This window comes from Brucella sp. NBRC 12950, from assembly GCF_030268145.1.
Lineage (GTDB): Bacteria > Pseudomonadota > Alphaproteobacteria > Rhizobiales > Rhizobiaceae > Brucella.
Window position 1 is genome coordinate 61295 of record NZ_BSQC01000015.1, and the last position, 20508, is coordinate 81802.

A 20508-nucleotide genomic window follows, 5' to 3' on the forward strand; every position below is an offset into this window, starting at 1 on the left:
GATTGGCGACTCTATGCTCTGGTCCATTCCGGAATGGCATCTAGCAGCTGTTTTGTATATGGGTGTTTTGGTGATGAAAACAAATCCTCGGTCAGACCGACTTCAACAAGTTTTCCGTTTTGCATAACTCCAACATGGTCACTGAGTTGCCGGATAACTGCAAGATCGTGGGATATGAAAAGATAAGTCAATCCCATTTGCTGCTGTAGTCGCTGCAATAGCCTTAATATTTGATCTTGAACAAGAACATCCAGCGCCGATACTGGTTCGTCCAGAATAATCAGCTCAGGTTGCAGAGCTAATGCTCTTGCAATAGCAACACGTTGCCGCTGGCCGCCCGATAGCTCTCTTGGACGATGAGAGAGGTAACTATGATCGAGGGCTACTTGTGCAAGGAGCTCTTCTGCACGGTTCCTCTGATCTTTTCGTGAGCCGATACTGAAAGCCCGTAAGGGCTCCATGATAATCTCGGCGACATTAAATCTCGGATCGAGCGAGCTGAATGGGTTTTGGTGCACGAATTGAATGTTGCGCCTGATATCAAAAATGTCGCGTCCCCGCAGAGCGCTAATATCTCGTCCGCCGATCAATACTCTTCCACTGCTAGCACGTTCGAGCTGTGCAGCAATACGGGCCATCGTGGTCTTCCCTGATCCAGACTCCCCCACTAACCCGAAAGTTGTCCCTGCATAAACTGACAACGAAACTTCATCAACGGCAACAGTTTTTCCGCCCGTCTTTCCATTGAATGTCTTATTTATGTTTAGGAGCTGCAGATACGGCATCCTCATATTGTTTTTCGGTAAGACACAACGAGATTTTCGGCGCATAAAGCCGGGCGCAGCGTTTATCAAAGAACGTGTGTAGGGATGCTGCGGCGTCGCAATAATCTGTTGGGCATCGCCGATTTCAACAATTTCTCCTTCTTGCATCACAATAATTCTATCAGCACGCTGTGCTGCAACCGCAAGGTCGTGGGTGATTAATAGAACTGCAGTCCGGTTCACTCCGGCGAAAGACGACAAAAGGTCGAGTATCTGCTTTTGCACTGTAACATCAAGCGCACTCGTCGGTTCATCAGCAATGATGATTTTTGGATTACACGCCACAGCTATTGCAATCAGCACGCGCTGCTGCATGCCGCCAGAGAGCTCATGAGGATACTTACGCATCACTTGTTCTGGGTTGCGGAGCCCGACATCACTTAGGATCTTTAAGACAGTATCATCAATGTCAGTTGCTTTCACTGCTTGATGAATACTTAGAATTTCGGCGACCTGGCTGCCGATCCTTTGAACTGGGTTAAGAGAAACGCCGGGATCTTGCGGGACATAACCAACAAGGCGACCACGGATCGAAGCCAATTCACGTTGAGAAAGAGATGTTACATCCTGACCCAATACCGCGATACTGCCCCCGGCGATCGTCGCGGATTCCCGACGTAAACCGATAACTGCGTGTGCCGCTGTCGTTTTTCCCGAACCAGACCCGCCGACAAGAGCGACAACTTCACCAGAATTGATTTCGAAGCTTATTTTTTTAACTGCGGCTACTGGCTTGTTGGTACGAGTATAATTGACTTGGAGATTGGAGACCCGCAAAACGGGTTCGGAGGAAATATCGGTTTTAAACTGAAATTGGGCAACGTTCATTGGGGTTCCTCATTGTAATCCGCTGCGCCAATGATCGACTTTCCGACCTATTGTGTTGACGGCGAGTACCACTGCGACGATGACAAGTCCTGGTATCGTCGTGAGCCACCAAGCGCGGACGAGATAGTTTCGGCCTTCTGAAATGAGGGTTCCCCATTCAGGTGCAGGTGGTGGCGCTCCGAAACCTAGAAAGGAAAGCGCGGAAACTGAAAGAATAACTGAACCAAACTCAATTCCGGCTAGAACGAGTGCGGGACCGATAGCATTGGGAATGACGTGTCGGACTAGGATTGAAAGGTTAGAAACACCGCAGCCATACGCAACTTCAATATATGCCTCATTGCTTACTTTAAGAACTTGCGCACGTGTAAGCCGAGCATAGGTTGCGATCGTCCCGACGCCAACCGCCACAGCAATGTTGACGGTACCTGGTCCCAAAGCCGTCACGATCGCAAGGGCTAGTAAAAGGCCTGGAATTGCCAATAGGATATCAATGATGCCCATAATTAGGCTTTCGGTCCGCCCTCGGAAGAAGCCGGCGACCAGACCGAGCAAGCCTCCAAGTGTGAAACCAATTGACACCGCGACGACACTCGCGCGAAGTGAAAGCGCAGCACCATGAACTAAGCGTGCGTAAAGATCTCGCCCCAGATAGTCGGTTCCGAACCAATGCTCCAAGGATGGCGGCTTTAATCGCAGCACAGTACGAGATGCAAAGGGATCTACACCACTGAATACCCACGGGAAAAAAGCCCAACCAAGTGCAAGCAATAAAACGAGTGAAGCTATCGCCGTCCCGATATGAGGTATGAGTTCAGGTATGCGCCAGTGTGCACGGAAACTGGGGAGGGTGTGAAGGCTCATTTGACATTAACCTCACGGCGACTACTCGTAGCGCTATGCTCTACGATCCGAGGATCGAAGAGTGGATAAAGAAGATCGATGACGAGATTGATGAGCACAAAAATTGCCGTCGATAAAAGAACGAGACCCTGGACCATGGGAATATCCCGCGCGTGTACTGCTATTTCTGTCAGCCTTCCTATCCCGGTGCGGGAATAAACAGCCTCAGTAACGACAGAACCTCCCAAGAGGCCACCTGCACTGATACCAATGAGAGTTAATGCTGGCAAAGTTGCATTCCGGAGCGCATGGGAAAGATGGACACGGATGCGCGAGGCGCCTTTTGCCACGGCAGTATCGATATAGGGCTGGGATAATGCGTCTTTGAGACTATGCGCAAACACTTGAGCAAACCCCGCTGCTGTAGGCAGCGCTAACGTCAGGGCTGGTAAAACTAGCGATTGCAGACCGTCGTTACCCATGGCTGGAAACAAGAGGAATTGGAACGAGAAGAGCTGCATGAGCGACAAACCAATCCAAAACCCAGGAATACTTACGCCCAGGGGTGGAAGTGATAACAGGACACTTGTAACAAAGCGCGATTGACTATATGTGGCCCAGATCGCCAAAATTCCACCAGCCAAAATGGCAAGGACCAGCGCGCTGCCTGCAAGTTTCAGTGTTTCTGGTAGAGCAGTTAATATCGTTTTGAATACCGGTTGGCCGCTTTCGATGGAAAGGCCGAAGTCTCCCTTAACAGCTTTTGCAAGCATCTCGACATATTGCCAAACGATGGGGCGGTCGAGACCATATCGTTCACGGACTGTTTCTATGAGGGCTTCATCAGCGAGTTGGCCTTCGCCGCGTTGATCTAACATTATCGCAACTGGATCACCCGGCAGCAGGTACAGGATCGCGAATGTAATCGAGAACGCAGCCCATAATACGAAGATGGCCTGTATTATTCGTCTCACGATGTAGATCTGCATAGGCGCCCCTTATTCCGCGAGCCAAGTATCGTAAAGGACGGGCCATCGTGGCGTGGAAAGCCAAGCGTCAGATATTTTCGGCGATGTGGCGAGGATAGTAACGCTCTCCTTAATCGGAAAGGCGTAACCTTTCTCAAGAATGAGTTGCTGAACTTTTCGAACGCTTTCTGCTCTTTTCTCAAAGTCCAGGATTTTGCTTTGTGCGCTCAAAAGTTCGTTGATTTCGGGTACAGGAACAAAATTGGCTGAATTCTTGGTTCCCCCAAAAACCGAATTCAGGACATCTGGATCAGGGCGTGTCAAATCGCTCAAGCGCAGCTGATATTTGCCTTCTCGTGTGAGACCGCCAATCTCGCTGTCAGGGCGTTGATTAAGGACAAGTTCGATACCAATTGGCTTTAACTGTTCTCGTGCAAGTTCTAGCGTCGAAGTGTAGCCTGGAAAACTCCAAAGAACCTCGATTGCAAGACGATTGCCGTCTTTAGCCCGCACGCCATCTACGCCTCTCACCCATCCGGCGTTTTCGAGGATTGATGAAGCTTCTTCAGGATCGTACTTTAACAACGACCCCAGGTCGACTTGTCCAGGAACGGTCGATGACAGTATGCTAGTCGAAGGCGTGTCATACTCAGAGTATAGTGCCTCAACGATTTCTTTGCGGTCGATTCCCTTTTGGAATGCTCGACGAACAGCTTCATCAGATAGGACTGAATGCGCAATATTCGGGTAAAGCGTGATGCCAACACCGCCCGCAGTCCGCGCAACAATTTTTGCGCCTTGAGCTTTAATACGATCAAGGTCGTCCGTCGGCGGTTCATCAATGATCTGCGCTTGACCGCTCAATAATGCTCCAACCCGCACGCTTCCTTCTGAAACTGTACGTATGCTGATGCGATTAAGATATGCTGGACCGTTGTGAAGAGCGTTGCTGGATGACCAGTTGTAGTCATCTCGTCGGCTGAGTTCGATGCGGTCGTTCTTGATAACATTCGAGATGACGAAGGGTCCGGTGCCGATAAGTGCACCTGCACAGCGTTCTTCTGGTGTTCTGGATAATGTCTCAGGGGCAAGTGGCGCGAGCGTCTTCTCGGTCAAGGCTTGCAAGAAACCTGCTTTTGCCTCCTTAAAATGAATAGCAATTTTGTCGTCTGCTAGGACATCAGCTCCCTCATAACCGGATAGATAGCTAAGCGCTTGGCTCGCCTGCCCGGCTTGCGCAAGCTCCCAAAGCTTATCAAGATTCGCCTTTACAGCGACTGCATCAAACCTCTCTCCGTTAGAAAAGGTAACGTCTTTCCTGAGGGTTAAAAGAAGTTTTCTTCCCGCGTCTTCATAGCCCCAATCTGTAGCAAGCCATGGGAGGACTTCACCAGTATTCTTGTCCTGATCAAGCAATGTATCAAGCGCTTGGCGTGTCGCGTTTTGCGCCCGCGCGCTTTGTGAGACGTCCAGACATGGTGGAAAGGAGCTTTGTAGATAGACAACCTCGCCTCCTCGTCGTGGTTCGGCAGCTGCATAATTGCCTGAAATTGCTAAAAGCAGAGTTGTGCTAATGCCTCCCAGGAGGCTTTGGCGGAAGAATGATTTCATTGAATGCGGTCCCGGTTAGGCGATTGATTGGGGACGGAAGCGCGCTTCCGAGAATGGATTTAGAACAGAGGGTTTTGTGCCTTTTATTAGCCATTCTGCCACGGCTTCGGAGACAGCAGGAGAAATTGCAAACCCGTGGCCACTCCAACCGGTCGCATAAAAAATGGGCTCCCCGGGAACCTGGTCTATAATCGGGATTTGATCTGCGGAGCTGCTATCGGCTCGGCCCGCTTCTAGATGGGTCACCTGTGCCCCCACAGCAGCCGTCGGGAAGACAGCAGCCAGGGTCTGCAAACTTGCAGATAAAACTGAAAGATCAGGTACACCGGTCTCAGTGTCCTCGTCCCAATGTCCGACCGCTCCGCCCGTTACAGTGAGGTGATCGCGATCGGCCCTTTTTATAGATAATGTGCGATGTTGATGATTTACGAGTTGATCGATCTTTACTTCTGCGCCGACTTTGATCTGAGCGACTTGTGGATTGAAGGGCCAGATTGGCAACTCGATTTCAAAAGCTTCCGCTAACAACTTGGGAACCTGCGTATTGGCAGCAAGAATTACCGCCTGACGCGCTTTGAGTTCTCGTCCGTCGTGCAGCTGAACCACGCCGCACCTCTCTCTGTCGGTAAACACTTTAACGACGTTCTGTCCTTCTTCAAGAACTGCTCCCAGCGCGACTGCTGCCTGAGAAAAAGCACGTGTTGTCACCGTGTGGTCCGCTATACCATCATCGGGATTAAAGAGCGCGTAGCGAACTTTATCCGATATTTGCGGCAACAAGGCTTTTACAGCCTCCGCGTCTAGAATTTCTGTCCTTATCCCAAAGGCGTTTTGCACGGCGGCACGTGCTTTGAGTGTGACCTTTCCAGCTTTCCCGGAAACGGACTCCTGTTCTCCGACACTCAATCCACCCACTCTTTCGTATCCACTGTCCTGACCAAATTTTTCGGACCATTCGGGCCAGAGTTTCACGGCACGAGCTGCGAGCGGTAGCTCTCTTAGATCTCTGTTATTGGCTCGTACACCGCGATGACCCGGACCGCCTGATGCACCGGACGCTACCGAGTGTCGTTCAATGAGGTGAACCGATCTCGAAGCGGCAGCCAGGTGGTAGGCTAACGACGCACCGAATATTCCCGCTCCGATAATTACAAAGTCTGCAACGGCATCGCTCATTACGCTTGTTCCTCTATTTCAGCCTGGGTCTTAAGAACGTTAGAAAAGCGATCGGGTCTAAAATCCACCGAAAGCGAGGTTATGTGGCCATCAGCAATCTCATCAGCAAGGAGTTCGCCGATTACCGGTCCTAAGGTTGCGGCACTGTGTGAAAAGGCCGTGTAAAGGCCGCCAATATTTGGGATGGCACCAAAAACCGAGAGCCCGTCGCCAGGGATGGGCCGTGGCCCTATACCCATTGATTCAAATACAAGTCTGGGCGAACCCACGAATAGCGAGGAAGCTTTCGAAATCAAAGATTCTATTATTCCTGGCTCGACAGGGCCGTTGGCATCTCCACTCTGTATCTGACCATCAGAAGCTTCTGAGTGAAGCACAAGCCCACCACCTTCCATGGGACGTAACGACAACTCCGGCGTTCGCAGCACGTGGCGCAACCCAATCGTGGTTTCTGACCTTACCTTCACTATAAGGCCGATATTACTTCTCGCCGGGATTTCATATTTCACTGCTTGGAGCACAAGCGGGGTATCTGCGCCTGCAGCGACAACAACGTTGTCGGCGAAAAAATGCTTTCCCGCAGTCGTTACATATCCGGATACACTATCTCCGTTGAAGACAAGGTTTCCTCCTTCGACCGTATCAATCCGACCGCCTCGTTGAATTATCTGACTTCGCAACAAGTCTAGAAATGGTTTGAGGTCCACCCATCCGTCATTACGCGCACCAATAATATCGTAACGTCTAAAGATATCGCGGTTTAAGTGAGGTTCTAGCGCAGAAACTTGATCGATGCCCAATCGTTCGACAGCGTAATCATCTTCGGTATGGTATGAAAGAAGCTTTTGGGTACGAGCTGCTTCAGCTATCAAATTTATCGAGCCAGGAAAGGCAAACCATCTTTTAATTGGAGGCAATCTATCTCTGTACAGCGCCATGCTTTTAAGACGAAGTTTTCGGTATGACGGGGTTGTGATGCCAAATGAGTTCAACCACGAGAAACTTCTATTAGACGCCGCTATTTGCGCGCCATCTTTATCTAACACCTGGATCTTGTGTCCCTTACGGGATAGTGCGTCTGCGACTGAGAGGCCAAGTATGCCGGCCCCTATAATGAGTGTCTTCTCGTCTGCCACGGCTATTCCAAACTCGATTGCTGAGGTTCGATCCCCATCAAGTTATAAATAGTCTACTATTTTGATAGATTTCTAATTCTAAATGTCGTGTTCTTAAAGGCATTTTGTTCCAGCTTGCCTTGTGAACTCCTCATTAGGACACGTCTAGCCATCCGACGTTCCACTGGAATAAATCCTCATGCCAGCGATATGCACGCCGAAGAACGCTTGAAGGCTAAACGCGTCTATTTGACATGGATTGTATGATCGCAGCTTAGAATTGAACTTTCCTCTGTAAGCGCGAACTTTAGTATAATCTGCCTACCGATTGTGTGGATTTTTGTGTCAACTCAACTCTCGCTCCGCCTTTTGGGTTTTGAGGTTGAATATGACAAAATTTGAAAATGCGCGGCCCAGCCAGGTCCGCTTTTATGCCATCAGGCTTGAGCCGGGTGATGATGTTGTTAAAGAGCTACGCGCTTTCGTCGACAAAAAAGGCTTGAAAGCCGTATCCATTGTATCTGTCGTTGGCAGTCTCAACACAGCCCTGTTGCGTTATGCGAATACAGGAGTATGGGCCGAGGTGTCCGGGCATTTTGAGATCGTATCCCTCGTCGGAACGATCGATGATAAAGGCGAACATCTGCATATTTCGCTTTCAGATAGAACCGGAAAAACAATAGGCGCGCATTTTGGTGTTGGCTCGGCGGTTTACACCACGGCCGAAATCATCCTTGCTGAACTGGAAGACTTGAGTTTCCGCCGCGAATTATGTGCCAAGTCCGGGTGGGAAGAGCTGATCGTCGAACCGAGACACTTGTCTGAATAATCAAAATTAACAGGGGGTAGATCAATGACTGCGATAGCAAGAACTCAATTCGATACACGGGTATTGGCGCTGATCGCCGTGGCAATTGTGATCAACATTGTCGGCGGACAGCTCAATGATATCTTGCGGCTGCCAATCTTTCTTGACTCAATCGGTACGCTTCTCGTGGCAGTGCTGGCAGGACCCATCGCTGGTGGCCTGACAGGACTTCTAACAAACTTAATAATCGGACTTATTTTCGCTCCCGTTGCCGCTGCTTTTGCCCCTGTCGCTCTCGTCATTGGCATCGTTGCGGGCTTACTGGCTCGCGCGGGATGGTTCAGAAAATTCTGGCAGGCCGTGCTGTCAGGCGTCGTGATTGCAGCTGCACTTACAGTTGTTGCTGTTCCAATCCGTATATACTTGTTTGGTGGCGTAACAGGCTCGGGCGCAGACTTCTTCATCGCGTATCTGGCGAATGTCGGACAGACCTTGTTTAGCTCTGTGGCATTTACGGTGTTTACAACAAATATCGCAGATAAGATCATAAGCGCTTTATTGGTCTGGGCAATTATCAGCAAGCTTCCGGAGCGCCTGTCATCCGGCTATGCCTATTTGAAATATAGCCGCACTGCATGAGTTCTCACAGGTCCTTTATTTTCAGCCCGGGAGGAAGCATTCTCCACCGGGCAAATCCTTTGACCAAACTAGCCCTTCTTGTTTGGATAATCACCTTGTCATTTATAATAAATTGGCTAGCGCTCTGGATATTGACCTTCGTTCTGGCAGCACTTTCTATACCATTCGGCATGCAGGAAAAGGTGCTTAAGCGCTTTGTTCTGTTATCGCTGCCATTCGTTCTCGCAGTCTTCATTTTTCATGGCGTGCTTCTTCCGCAAAGTGATTTCGTTTCAATCGGATACTTGAGATACAGTCCAGAAGGAGTGGCACATGCAGCGCTTCTCTCTGGACGAATTTCCCTTATGCTAGCCGCCTCACTGCTCTTTGTGTCATCAACACATCCATCGACATTACTGCGGTCTTTCGATGGGGCACGATTGCCCCCTGGCGTTTCATATTTAGTTGCCTCTCCGCTGCTGCTTCTGGATGAATTCGGTGCGCGCGCAAAGGCCATTCAGGATGCCCAGCGTTCAAGAGGATTGAATACGGAAGGCAGCATGAAAGCCCGTTTTAATGCATTGTCGATGCTGGTGGTGCCTCTTGTTACGTCGGCCCTCTCTGATGCCCATGAACGCGCTGATGTATTAAACGCACGCGGATTTCGTGCATTGCCTTACAGAACGACCCTTCACCCACTCAAAGACAGCGCAGTTGAAAAACAATACCGCCGTGCGCTTTATCTGATATCGATCCTACAAGTTGGTTATGCGTTATGGCGTTGATTGACGTTTCAAATCTAAGTTTGTCGTATGGTGACAAATCCATTCTGAACAATTTAAGTTTCGGGGTTGAAAAGTCCGAGCGTCTTGCGATTGTCGGAGCCAACGGCTCAGGGAAATCGACGCTTGGCAGGCTCATCGCTGGATGGCATGTCAATGCAACGATGTCTGGAAGTATACTTTTTGAGGGACGTCCATGGAAGGATCTTGTGAACGCTGAACACGCTTCTTCTATCCAACTTGTAGGGCAAATTCCTGTCCAGCATCTTTCAGGTCGCGCTTTCACCGTCGAAGAGGAAATAGCTTTCGGACCTGAGAATCTGGGCCTCCCTTCAAGCGAGATCCACAAACGCGTTGACTTCGCACTCAATGCCACCAATCTCTGCCACTTGTTGGAGCGAAACCCCTTTAGTCTTTCGGGCGGAGAACAACAACGCCTTGTGATCGCGGCTTCACTGGCCCTGAAGCCGCAAGTCCTTGTGCTGGACGAACCATTCACAAATCTCGATCCTCAATCTCGCGATGCCATGCTCGGCGTTCTAGACAGCCTGTCGACTGATCTCACAATCATATTGCTCGAAACCAACCCAGGTCTTGCAGCGACCCTTGCCGAGCGCATTATCTTTTTAGACAATTCTCGCCTCGTCGCCGACGGCAATGCACGAGAGGTTTTGTTTAACCCGCGACTTGTGGAACGCCTTGGCTTACCCTCAGTTACGAAAGCTATTGTTTCATTTCTGGGACAGGATCATCAACTGGCCAGTACAAAGACGCTCCCGCTTGCATCTGTTCAGTTCGATGCTTTCATTGAAAGTCTCAGTGATGTTAAAAATTGAACATCTTTCATTTGCTTATCCATCCTCGCCCTCGCTTTTCCATGATCTTAGCGCCACGCTGTCATCCACTGACGTGCTAGCTATTATCGGGAGAAACGGCGCAGGAAAAAGTACACTTTTAAGGCTACTGAACGGCCTTCTGAAACCAATCCGTGGTCATGTTGAGCTTAACGGAAAAAATCTGTCCGAGCTAAAGATACATGAGATTGCCCGTCACATCGGCACAGTCTTTCAAAGTCCCGAACAGCAGCTTTTTGCCTCGACAGTCGAAGAGGAGGTTGCTTTTGGTCCAAAACAACTTGGGTTCAAAAAACAACGGGTTGAGGAAAAAGTAGCTGCCGCGCTTGACCGGACCGGGCTTTCGTCATTTGCCAGCTATCATCCACTCGATCTTGATTATGCAAGTCGTCGTTTTCTGACGCTTGCATGTGTATTGGCCAACAATCCCGATATTCTCCTTCTTGATGAGCCTCAACGCGGACTGGATAGAGCATGGACGGAACGGCTTGAGCAAATCATTTCAGAAGAGAGACAGTCTGGAGGCGCGGTCATTCTGGTTTGCCACGATATGGATTTTGTAGAGCGCAATGCAACTGATGTTCTTCCATTGGGTGGGGAATCGGTCAAACAACGAGCGACCGCGGACTTCTTTTTCGACAAAGCTGCGGTCAACGAAATAAGTGTTGAAACACCTTGGAAAATCAGGATCCAACGCGCGCTAGACCTCAATGAAATGTCGCCGATCCGCGAGCCTGTTCCCCTATTTATGCCGGTTTCAGGAGGCAGGGAATGATCAGAATTCCAATTCACACGCCTGCTATGCAAAACGCAAAGAAAACCTAGCCTGATAACGCTCCTGCGTGAATACTAGATAAGAGTACCCAATCGTGCATTGAAATCACTTTTGGTTTGATTAGTGCAAGTATGTAATACCTTTCGGAACGGTTCTCAGGTGGGCTCGACAAGGTAGGGGTTCTATAAGAGCCCTTGCTGAAAATCTTGGCGTCGCATTTGAGTCTGAATCAATTGAGTTAAGGGCGAGCACCAATTATGCGTCCTTTCCACTTTGAGCGCGTTGGTATAATAAGATAAGCGCTGGGAGTGCGTAATTTGGAAAAAAATTCCACAGTCGTGCCGTAAATCATTACATCGCTACTTTGCCCGGGGCGGGTCAACCTGTCAGTTTTATTCACCTCCGACTACCCGTTCAGCGTTTATCTGAAACCAAATCCTGTTTACCTGCAAAGAGAACTGTTATGGTCCATGACTTTATCGCTCATCTTCGCCGTCGTCGAAGCCAATACAACATTGGTAGGAACGTAAAGCTGTCTCAAGCCGAGATCACCAGCATAATTCAAGAAGCTGTTCGCCAGGCGCCCAGTACCTTTAATTCTCAAAGTTCTCGGGTTGTCATTCTTTATGGGGTTGAGAGCGTTCAATTTTGGGATATCGTGAAAGAGGCGTTGCGACCACTCGTGCCTGCAGATGCTTTTCAACCAACTGAGGCGAAGATAAAGAGATTTGCATCTGGAGCGGGAACGGTGCTTTTCTACGAAGATCAGCAAATTGTTCGTGAGCTGCAGGAGACCTATCAGCTCTACGCGGACAAATTCCCTGAGTTTTCTGAGCAATCATCGGGAATGGCGCAGTTTTCAGTTTGGACTGCTTTAGCGACTGTCGGGATTGGGGCAAGTCTGCAACACTATAATCCTGTGATCGACAGTCTTGTTGCTCAGCAATGGGATATTCCGCAAAATTGGAGATTGCGGGCACAGCTACCGTTTGGTTCAAATGAGAGTGAGCCAGGCGAAAAGAGCTTTATCAATGATGCGCTGCGCTTCAAAATAGCAGGCAATATCTGATCGATTCAAACATTCTGTGCATGGAGCTAGATTCCGGTTTTGGCTGATGTGGTTGGTTTGCGATAACCGCTAACGGTGATTGCAGAAATTTAAGGTGAAGAAGATGACGACGGTGAAGCTCTGGACTGACAGTGATGCGGAGAAATCACCGCGTGTTAAAGCGGTATTCGACGATATAAGGGCAGTTCGGGGATCAGACTTCGTAAATAACTTCTGGCGGGGTCTGGCGAACGATCCTCTCACCCTCGAACGGACGTGGCAAAGTTTGAAAGAAGTAATGGTTGCGCCGTCAGCGCTGGATCCCCTCACAAAAGAACTGATCTATGTTGCTGTGTCTGTTGCAAGTGGTTGTAATTACTGCATTCATTCCCACACTGCTGCTGCGCGCGCCAAGGGAATGACAGACGCGCAGTATGGTGATCTCCTTGCCGTTATAGGAATGGCATCGGAGACCAATCGGATTGTCACAGCCTTGTCTATTCCTGTTGATCCAGAATTTGATGTGACTAGCTGAAACGGATAATCCCAGCGTTGGTTCTTTGGCCGAAGACATGGTTTACGACCTGTTTCCTTCGCGATGCTGTTTGGCGAAAAATTGTTCTCGTTTTGGCATTAAGATAGAAAAAGCTGCCTGCAAGCATCGACCTCGACCCGCTATTGATGATCCAGAAAGAGTTTCAATTACCGCGATAGTTGAAGTCCAACTGGGCGCCGACTAACGGTCTGAAACAACTGTTTCAGCATGTGAAAGGTCGCACGATTGTCGTGGTCATCGGGCATTTCAAAATCTGTTAGTCAGGAAAAAATTGTTCTGATCCTGGCTGTAGCATTGTTTGCTGGCTTTGCCTTGAGCCTTGAAGGTTTCAGGACAACGGGAAATCTTATAGCAATTATACGCAGTATTTCAGTGCTGGGCATTCTCGCTATTGGCATGGGGCTGGTGGTTATCGGTCGTGGTATCGATTTATCCATGGTTGCTGTGATGGTGATAGCGACGGCACTTCAACTTGAATTGTTACATTATGGTTGGAGTCTGCTAGCCGCAAGTTCGATAGTGTTTCTGGTCGTAGTAGCTATCGGTTTGGTCAATGGGTTTCTGGTTGCCTATGCTAGTGTCCCGGCGCTTTTTGCGACGCTCGCCACAAGCGCATTTGGCTTTGGTTTCGTTCGTTCACAGATATTGACGCAAGATGTGATTGCCATACCGCAGGATGCGTTGATGCTTCTCTCACTTGGACAGGCTCGGCTGGTGGGGCTTCCGCTTGATGTGCTGCTTTTTCTTGGTCTGCTGATCACAGGTTGGCTTTTTCTCCGATATACAAAACCGGGACGGTTCCTCTACCTCATGGGTGATAACTATCACGCTGCGCGAACCATGGGCATTGGCGTGCGTCCGCTCACTCTTCTGAAATACGTCATTAGTGCTCTACTGGCGTGGGTGGCAGGAGTTGCCACAGCTGTCAGCCTCCAAAGCATGAATACTCGCATCGTGAATTCAACGCTGCTCTATGATGTCATTTTGGTCGTGGTGATTGGCGGCATTGGCCTGTCGGGCGGGAAAGGCGGGATGCGCAACGTTCTGGTCGGTGCTCTGTTGATTGGCATTCTTCTCAACGGCATGACCATCCTCGACCTCCCCAATATCTATCAGAATTTGATCAAAGCAACAATTTTGCTGGCTGCAATCATTCTCGATGGGCGTCTCAACCCACGCGATGAACAGACCAGCCAGCAAGGCGACATCTGACATTTATAACTTGGGGCGCGCTTGGCGGTCCATCGAAGAGAGGGTTGGAAAATGAAATTATGGAAGCGTGGTTTACTTGCTGCTCTGTCCGCGACCATGGTGTTGGCTGTGGGAGCTCTCGCAAGCTCCGCGCAGGATGCGGACAATGCCGGACCTGTTGCTTATGAGAATGCGCTTAAAGGCAAGCGCGTTGTGCTTGTACCAATGACAATGGGCTTTGATCTTGCTCAGGGGTGGAATTACTTTATTGGTGAAGAAGTCAAAGCGTTCGGTGGTATCTGGGAGACACGCGATCCGAACTGGAGCGTGGATGCTGGCGCGCAGGCAATTACAGATCTGATTTCTTCAGCGAACAAACCAGATGTGTTGATCGTACAATCACCTGACATCAACTCCTACAGCCGCCTTTATAAACGGGCACAGAATGCAGGCATTTTTGTAATTCAACTGGATAACCCATCGAACTTTGCGTCTGACGTTTTTGCTGGTTCAGACTGGAAGAAGCTTGGAGAACTTGAAGCAGAAGCCGTTATTAAAGGTTGTGGACCAAATTCCAGCAAGAAGATCGGCGTTATACAGGGGGATCAGGTTAATGCATCGAGCCTCGATCAATGGGCAGGTGTGCAGGCCGTCCTTGAAAAGAACCCTGAATTTAAGATCGTTGGTCAGCCAGATTCCAACTGGGATCCGACCACCGCTCGCAATGCAGCCACCACCCTGCTACAGCAAAATCCTGACGTTTGCGGCATTATCGATTTTTGGGACGCTACCGCGCAGGGAACTGCTGCTGCCATTCGTGATGCAGGTCTAAAAGACAAAGTGTTTCTTGTGACCACCGGTGGCGGCGAACAAATCGACTGCAACCTGCTGGAAGATGGTACATTCGGTGCTATTGTAACCAGCGAGCTGGTTCGTCAGTCGCACGATGTTGTAACCGCGATAAAGCTTCTGCTACAGGGCAATGAAAAGCCCGGTGATAAAGCGAGATACCTCTACACACTCGAACGAGCCCGCACGAAAGGTGATCTGACGCCTGGCGTCTGCTGGAGCCAAAAGGCAATCGAAGCGGCGAAGACGTAAAGTTACAACGATGGAGAGCACAGCCTTTCTTGCGTTGTGCTTTCCTATTTTTGCGTATGCATCCCGGCTCCAATAGCGGGGAGTAGATGACAGACATTGCCTTTCGGAAAGCCGGAAACATCGAATGAAAATGAGAGAAGCGCTAGCGCGGTTTCGCTATAACAGGATACCGGACCATCTCGCCGGAGAAATTCTCGTTAAGAACTGGGCCGATAATCTGGTTCCGTTTGTTTTTCTTATCGCGGTGGTTGGAATTTTCGGTGTGCTTGTTCCAGGCTTCTTTACCGCGGGCAGTCTCCTTGATACATCACGGCAACTGGGAGAGTTTCTGATTGTCGTTATCGGTCTAACGGTGGTTATCATCGGAGGCGGGATCGATCTGTCGGTAGGGTCTATTTTCGCTCTAGCAGCTTTTGCCGCACTCGCCATCATCTACATTGGGGAGGGGCCTGTCTGGCTTGCTTTTATCGCCGCGATCGGAGTGGGGGCATTGTTTGGTGCGTTCAATGGTTTTCTCATTGGTTATCTGCGTCTGCGCGCATTTCTCACAACCCTTGTTACGCTCATCATCGGTCGTTCTATTTATGATATTCTGATCATTCACTACGGTAAACAGATCCAAAGCTCCGCAGTCTATTCTGATAGCTTTGACTGGATGGGTATGGGTACCCTGTGGGGCCTTCCTGTGAGTGCGCTGATCGCTCTGCTTTTTACGGCGTTCACACATCTGATCATTACTCGATCGCGCATTGGCTGGCACATCAGTGCAGTTGGTGGCGCTCGACGTTCTGCATTCAATATCGGCATTCCAGTGCGGCGTACAGTTTTCCTGACCTATGTTGTTTGCGGAGGTGCGTGTGGCATAGCCGGTTATCTGTTTGCTGCAAGGCTGTCTGGAGCTGGGCCAGGAACGGGGCTTGGGTTGGAATTGCTGGCATTGACAGCTGCTGTTGTGGGCGGAAACAGTCTTGGTGGTGGACGTGGTTCCATTGCAAAGGGCTTTATGGGTGCTGTTGCCGTTCTGCTCATCAACAACGGATTAATACGCATCGGGGCGGGAACGGGTACCAATCAGATGATACTGGGATTGTTGCTGGCTCTTGCGATCGTTTTCGACGTTCGATGGCTCAAGAACCGCCACAAGGTCGTGTCTGAAGTTTATGTCGCACCTGTGCACCATCGGATGCAATCGGCCGTGTCGGCGATTCCCGGATCGGGCACGCCATACGCGCTTAACAATTCACTGGCGAGTGCTGAAGCGATCGGTATTGGTGAAGTCGAGGGTCCGGAAGATGTAGTTCTGGATCGGGACGATAATCTTTATGCGGGCACCCGTCATGGTGAAATCGTGCGTTATTTTGCACCTGATTATAAGCGATCAGAGATATTTGCTCATATTGGCGGCTTTCCGCTGGGGTTGGCCATCGACCGTGACGGATCGATAAAGTCGTGCGTGGGTGCTATGGGTTTGTACTCTGTTGCACAGGATGGGGTGGTCAGCGAATTATCAACGGAGACTGGCCGCTCTCTTTTTTCCGTTATTGACGATGCGCGACTGCGTGATCCGAATGATTGCGACATAGATCGTCATGGTCGGGTCTGGTTTACGGATTCAACGACGCGGTATGATGCGCACGACTGGGCTCTGGATTCAATTGAGAGCCGACCCACCGGACGTTTGTTGGTTTTTGACCCAAAGACCGGCAAAACACGGACAGTCCTTAAAAACCTCCGCTATGCCAATGGCGTTTGCATAGCCCATGACGGCGAGTCGCTATTCCTGGCGGAATCGTGGGCGTGCTCGGTTCATCGCTACTGGATTGCGGGACCAAAGGCGGGCACCCTCGAAACAGTTATCCGCGACATGCCGGGCTATCCGGATAATATCAATCGTGCTTCCGATGGCACTTACTGGATGGCGTGGCTGGGTATGCGCACACCAAGTTTCGATCTTGCGTTGCGCAATCCCGCGATGCGCAAACGCATGACCCGGCGTCTTCCGCAGGATGATTGGCTGTTTCCCAATATCAACACGGGTGGTGTTGTGAAATTTGATGAAACTGGCGCTGTTGTTGCAACCCTTGGCGATATTGGCGGTGCAAGCCACCCAATGGTGACATCCATGCGTGAGCACAAAGGCTTTCTCTATATTGGCGGTATTCTCAACAACCGGATTGGTCGTATCCGGATTGACGGGGCTGATCCTGACTGGACAGGCTGGAACTCTTATTGGGGCGGTGCAAAATGAGTTTCATTGACCGCCTTCTTGATCCCTTCCGTGGCAAGGCAATTACGATTCCTCCCTATGACGGTGCATACAAACCAAATAGTGCGCTGGATGATGCCCCTGTGGTCCATTCGCATAAAGAGCCGGATAATCTCGTTCTCTGGTCGGGAGAGCCTGTATTTTCATCCGGTGCTTCGGTGTTCAAAATTACTGGCGACACAGTGCAGAAGATCGCTAGTTACGACGCCGAAATCTCCGCGCTGGCGGCGCTTTCCGATGACGCGCTCATTGTTGCGCTTGATAGCGGCAAGCTTCTCGTCCATGGTGGTGTCCATGACGGCAAGACCTTCGACCGACTCGGATCAACCAGTCTTTGCTGTCCAACTGCTGTATCGGTGATTAACGCGACAACCATCGCCGTAACAGTGGGCTCTGCCACATATGCGCCGTCTGACTGGGCTGTGGCTCTCATGAACAAACAGGCGAGCGGATCTGTGTGGACACTTGATATTGTCTCTGGAAAAGCCTGTCTTCTGGCAGACAAGCTTGCATGGCCATCGGGCGTTCAGGCTCACCGTGATGGCTCGATCCATGTCAGTGAGGCTTTTGCACACCGCATTATTCGCATCGACGCCAGAACGGGATTGGTTCCGGTTCTGACCAGAATTCCGGGTTACCCGGGGAAACTGTCGCCTGCTCAAAATGGTGGTTTCTGGCTATCTGTCTTTGCACCTCGAAATCGTCTGATCGAGTTCGTATTGCAGGAGAAAGCCTTCCGTCGCGATATGCTTGCAACGATTGAGCGCGAATATTGGATTGCTCCCGCCCTATCAACTGGCTCCGACTTTCTTGCGCCATTGCAATGCGGATCGGTTCGCACGATGGGCGTACACAAGCCTTGGGCGCCATCGCGTTCATACGGTCTGGCAGTTCTGCTCGATAGCCAATACCTGCCGGAGCAAAGTTTTCATAGCCGTTCTGATGGAACCCGCCACGGATTGACATCGATACTGAATGTGGGCTCGTCGGTGCTTGCAACCTTGAAGGGAGCTGATTTGATTATCGAGCTCGGTGACGGTGATGGACAATGACAGTTTTGCTGGAAACCAAAGCGATCACGAAGTCATATCACGGCAATGTGGCCGTTAATGCAGTTGATTTCGACCTTCACTCGGGTGAAGTGCATGCGCTACTTGGAGAAAATGGAGCCGGAAAATCGACGCTGAGCAAATTGATTGCCGGTGTAGTTGAGCCGAGTTCGGGCAAGCTTATCCTGGACGCAAAGGAAGTGCAGTTTTCAGGCCCTGCCGATGCTTTGCGAAATGGTATCGCAATGGTGTTTCAGGAAACGAGCCTTGTACCCTCGATGACTGTTGCCCAGAACCTCTATCTCGGTGATGAGAAGGCATTCAATCGTTTGCGCGGTATTACTATTGCGGCACAACAATTCCTTCAATCGCTAAATTTTACAGTTGATCCCACGGCCAATGTTTCAACGCTTGGTGCTGCAAAACGTCAGATGGTAGAGATTGCGCGCGCAGTGCGGTTGAATGCCAGGATCATCATTTTTGATGAACCAACCGCCACTCTGACACCCGAAGAGCGCAAACATTTCTTCGCGCTTATCAGACGATTAAAAAAACGCGGGGTGACTATTGTCTTCATCAGCCACGCCCTGGAGGAAGCACTGCTCATCTCGGACCGCATCACTGTCATGCGTGACGGTCAGAAAGTGATCACGGACAAGACGGTCCATCTGAACCAGGCAAAGATCGTTCAGGCAATGATCGGTCGCAAACCTGTCGAGGGTTCTCAGCTACGCAGGGCAATTCGCACTGCTGGTCGGCGAATTCTTTCGGTAGAAGATGTGTCTATGGGGGCGATGGTTCGCAATACATCCTTCTCAGTATTCGAGGGACAGACGACTGGCATTTTCGGGCTTGTTGGTTCTGGCAGAACAGAAACGGCGAAGATCATTGCCGGAGTTTTCAAACGCAATTTTCTGCGTGGCGGAACCATCGAGTACCGCGGACAGCCGGTGCGTTACACAACGCCGCGTGATGCCGTGCGGGACGGGATCGTTTATGTCACCGAAGACCGCAAAGTCGATGGCTTCTTTGAAACCATGTCAATCGCTGAAAATCTCTATGCGGGACTTCTGGCTGCTGGTTTAGAGCGACTGCCTGTTGTGAGCTACAAGGAAATGAAGGTGCTCGCTGATACTTGGAGAGGTAAGCTCGCCATCAGAAGTATTGATTCAAAAGCTCAGGTTATTGAGCTTTCGGGCGGCAATCAGCAGAAGGTTGTCATCAGCAAAGCGCTTGTGCAGAAGCCCAAACTCATTATCTTTGATGAGCCGACACGGGGCGTTGATGTGGGAGCTATTGCGGAGATCCACAGCCTGATCGAAGGTCTTGCAGATCAGGGGCTGGCTGTTATAGTTATCTCATCGTATCTGCCAGAAATTTTGGCCCTTTCTGATCGCATTCTGGTTTGTCGCCAGGGGCGAATTGTTGAAGAATTTTCACCACTTGCGGTCACTGAGAAAGACATTATGTTTGCTGCGGTGCACTGATGAAGTTTTGAGCAGAAACGTGTTGTTTACGCGGCAAAAAAATCGGAACAGTTTTCCAGGGCCCTCTTTCTAGTCTCAATCCGCCTTATACAATTGGACGGCAACTCATCGAGACTATACGCCGCCATTTTTCCCTCTCGCAATCGGTTGCACGTAACCACGCAATAGGGCTTCTGCGGAGGTTCGAATTGCGGATGCCGAACGAAGGCTTGATACTTATCCGCACGAGTTTTCCGGCGGACAAAGACAACGCATTGCCATCGCAAGAGCACTTGCCAGCCGTCCACGTTTCATCATTTGCGATGAACCGACATCAGCACTCGACGTCTCGGCTCAGGCCCAGGTTCTGGATTTGATGACCTCGCTGCAGATTGAATTTAATCTTACTTGTCTGCTAATACGCCACAATTTAGCAGTTGTGAGGCAGATGGCAGGTCGTGTTGGCATTTTGCGCCATGGTGTTCTGTAGAACAGGGTGCGGTGGAAAATGTCTTTGGGATTCCAACTCACGCTTAAACGAAAATGCTAATTGGTGCGGTACCTGATATTAACGAAGCACTGGTTAGGGAGAACTGGCATTATGACTGACTGGGTCTTTGCCCGCATTC

The 20508-nt window shown here is 50.2% G+C and carries 19 protein-coding genes; 13 read left to right on the forward strand and 6 right to left on the reverse strand.

All coding sequences use genetic code 11. The features are described 5' to 3' along the window. Window positions 1-11: 11 nt before the first annotated feature. The 6 genes from QSJ70_RS22130 to QSJ70_RS22155 are packed head-to-tail and all read right to left on the reverse strand — an operon-like array spanning window position 12 to window position 7386. Window positions 12-1652, reverse strand: coding sequence for a dipeptide ABC transporter ATP-binding protein (locus QSJ70_RS22130; protein WP_285539681.1), 1641 nt, complete (start codon window positions 1650-1652; stop codon window positions 12-14). A gap of 9 nt (window positions 1653-1661) precedes the next feature. Next, entirely contained in the window at window positions 1662-2516 is an 855-nt protein-coding gene (locus tag QSJ70_RS22135) for an ABC transporter permease (protein WP_285539683.1), read from the reverse strand. Further along, window positions 2513-3484, reverse strand: coding sequence for an ABC transporter permease (locus QSJ70_RS22140; RefSeq protein WP_285539685.1), 972 nt, complete (start codon window positions 3482-3484; stop codon window positions 2513-2515). The genes QSJ70_RS22135 and QSJ70_RS22140 overlap by 4 nt, the downstream gene beginning before the upstream one ends. A gap of 9 nt (window positions 3485-3493) precedes the next feature. After that, window positions 3494-5074 carry an ABC transporter substrate-binding protein gene (locus tag QSJ70_RS22145; protein WP_285539687.1) on the reverse strand — a complete coding sequence of 527 codons (1581 nt, stop codon included), beginning with the start codon at window positions 5072-5074 and terminating at the stop codon, window positions 3494-3496. A 15-nt stretch (window positions 5075-5089) separates the two neighbouring features. Further along, on the reverse strand, window positions 5090-6250 hold the full coding sequence (locus QSJ70_RS22150; RefSeq protein ID WP_285539689.1) for an NAD(P)/FAD-dependent oxidoreductase: 1161 nt from the start codon (window positions 6248-6250) through the stop codon (window positions 5090-5092). Beyond that, the gene (locus QSJ70_RS22155) at window positions 6250-7386 is read right to left on the reverse strand and encodes an NAD(P)/FAD-dependent oxidoreductase (RefSeq protein ID WP_285539691.1); all 1137 of its coding nucleotides are present in this window, start codon (window positions 7384-7386) and stop codon (window positions 6250-6252) included. The genes QSJ70_RS22150 and QSJ70_RS22155 overlap by 1 nt, the downstream gene beginning before the upstream one ends. 367 nt (window positions 7387-7753) lie before the next feature. On the opposite strand from QSJ70_RS22155, the gene QSJ70_RS22160 reads away from it, so the two are divergent. The 13 genes from QSJ70_RS22160 (at window position 7754) to QSJ70_RS22220 (ending at window position 20369) form a co-directional block, all read left to right on the forward strand. Next, the gene (locus tag QSJ70_RS22160; RefSeq protein WP_285539693.1) at window positions 7754-8194 is read left to right on the forward strand and encodes a PPC domain-containing DNA-binding protein; all 441 of its coding nucleotides are present in this window, start codon (window positions 7754-7756) and stop codon (window positions 8192-8194) included. A gap of 24 nt (window positions 8195-8218) precedes the next feature. Continuing rightward, a complete protein-coding gene (locus tag QSJ70_RS22165; protein WP_285539696.1) occupies window positions 8219-8812 on the forward strand; it encodes an ECF transporter S component in 594 nt (197 codons plus the stop codon). Next, the gene (locus QSJ70_RS22170; RefSeq protein ID WP_285539698.1) at window positions 8809-9576 is read left to right on the forward strand and encodes an energy-coupling factor transporter transmembrane component T family protein; all 768 of its coding nucleotides are present in this window, start codon (window positions 8809-8811) and stop codon (window positions 9574-9576) included. Before QSJ70_RS22165 ends, QSJ70_RS22170 begins: the two co-directional genes overlap by 4 nt. Further along, window positions 9567-10409 carry an energy-coupling factor ABC transporter ATP-binding protein gene (locus QSJ70_RS22175; protein ID WP_285539700.1) on the forward strand — a complete coding sequence of 281 codons (843 nt, stop codon included), beginning with the start codon at window positions 9567-9569 and terminating at the stop codon, window positions 10407-10409. Before QSJ70_RS22170 ends, QSJ70_RS22175 begins: the two co-directional genes overlap by 10 nt. Further along, window positions 10396-11202 (forward strand): energy-coupling factor ABC transporter ATP-binding protein, encoded by an 807-nt coding sequence (locus QSJ70_RS22180; protein ID WP_285539702.1) that lies wholly within the window; start codon window positions 10396-10398, stop codon window positions 11200-11202. Before QSJ70_RS22175 ends, QSJ70_RS22180 begins: the two co-directional genes overlap by 14 nt. Before the next feature lie 463 nt (window positions 11203-11665). Next, window positions 11666-12271 (forward strand): nitroreductase family protein, encoded by a 606-nt coding sequence (locus tag QSJ70_RS22185; RefSeq protein ID WP_285539704.1) that lies wholly within the window; start codon window positions 11666-11668, stop codon window positions 12269-12271. 103 nt (window positions 12272-12374) lie between these two features. Next, window positions 12375-12785 (forward strand): carboxymuconolactone decarboxylase family protein, encoded by a 411-nt coding sequence (locus QSJ70_RS22190; protein ID WP_285539706.1) that lies wholly within the window; start codon window positions 12375-12377, stop codon window positions 12783-12785. A 246-nt stretch (window positions 12786-13031) separates the two neighbouring features. Next, window positions 13032-14018 carry an ABC transporter permease gene (locus QSJ70_RS22195; protein ID WP_285539708.1) on the forward strand — a complete coding sequence of 329 codons (987 nt, stop codon included), beginning with the start codon at window positions 13032-13034 and terminating at the stop codon, window positions 14016-14018. Between the two features lie 51 nt (window positions 14019-14069). Further along, a complete protein-coding gene (locus tag QSJ70_RS22200; protein ID WP_285539709.1) occupies window positions 14070-15098 on the forward strand; it encodes a sugar ABC transporter substrate-binding protein in 1029 nt (342 codons plus the stop codon). Window positions 15099-15222: 124 nt separating this feature from the next. After that, window positions 15223-17346 carry an ABC transporter permease gene (locus QSJ70_RS22205; protein WP_285539711.1) on the forward strand — a complete coding sequence of 708 codons (2124 nt, stop codon included), beginning with the start codon at window positions 15223-15225 and terminating at the stop codon, window positions 17344-17346. After that, window positions 17343-18416, forward strand: coding sequence for a hypothetical protein (locus QSJ70_RS22210; RefSeq protein ID WP_285539712.1), 1074 nt, complete (start codon window positions 17343-17345; stop codon window positions 18414-18416). Before QSJ70_RS22205 ends, QSJ70_RS22210 begins: the two co-directional genes overlap by 4 nt. Further along, window positions 18413-19900 (forward strand): sugar ABC transporter ATP-binding protein, encoded by a 1488-nt coding sequence (locus QSJ70_RS22215; protein WP_285539714.1) that lies wholly within the window; start codon window positions 18413-18415, stop codon window positions 19898-19900. Before QSJ70_RS22210 ends, QSJ70_RS22215 begins: the two co-directional genes overlap by 4 nt. A 187-nt stretch (window positions 19901-20087) precedes the next feature. Then, complete coding sequence (locus QSJ70_RS22220; protein WP_285539819.1) at window positions 20088-20369, forward strand: ATP-binding cassette domain-containing protein; 282 nt, start codon at window positions 20088-20090, stop codon at window positions 20367-20369. Window positions 20370-20508: the final 139 nt, after the last annotated feature.